This is a genomic window from Streptococcus sp. CCH8-C6 (assembly GCF_001557225.1).
In the GTDB taxonomy this organism is placed as follows: Bacteria; Bacillota; Bacilli; order Lactobacillales; family Streptococcaceae; genus Streptococcus; species Streptococcus sanguinis_C.
This window is the reverse complement of record NZ_LSJN01000007.1, coordinates 1-222: the sequence shown is the minus strand read 5'-3', so window position 1 is coordinate 222 and position 222 is coordinate 1. Positions and strand designations below refer to the sequence as shown.

The window sequence follows — 222 nt, the reverse complement described above, 5'->3', positions numbered from 1 at the left end:
GATCGCCACCTTGGAAGGTTGGAGTACCGGTTTGTGGAACACCTTGAGGACCTGTGCTCGTTGCACCTGTACTAGTTGGCGTTACTTTCGTCACTGTCGGAGTATAAGTCGCGGTTACTTCTGTACCATTCTTATCTACACGCTTAACAGTAACTGGATCTGGGGTGCCTACATATTGCTTGTCTGGAGTGAAAGTAATGGATCCGTCTGGATTAATTGAAT

Annotated in this window: 1 protein-coding gene; it reads right to left on the bottom strand. The window is 46.8% G+C overall.

Annotated elements, in window-relative coordinates; genetic code table 11:
* The coding region (locus AX677_RS00385; RefSeq protein ID WP_156445969.1) for a hypothetical protein at positions 1-222 on the bottom strand (222 nt) is incomplete at both ends.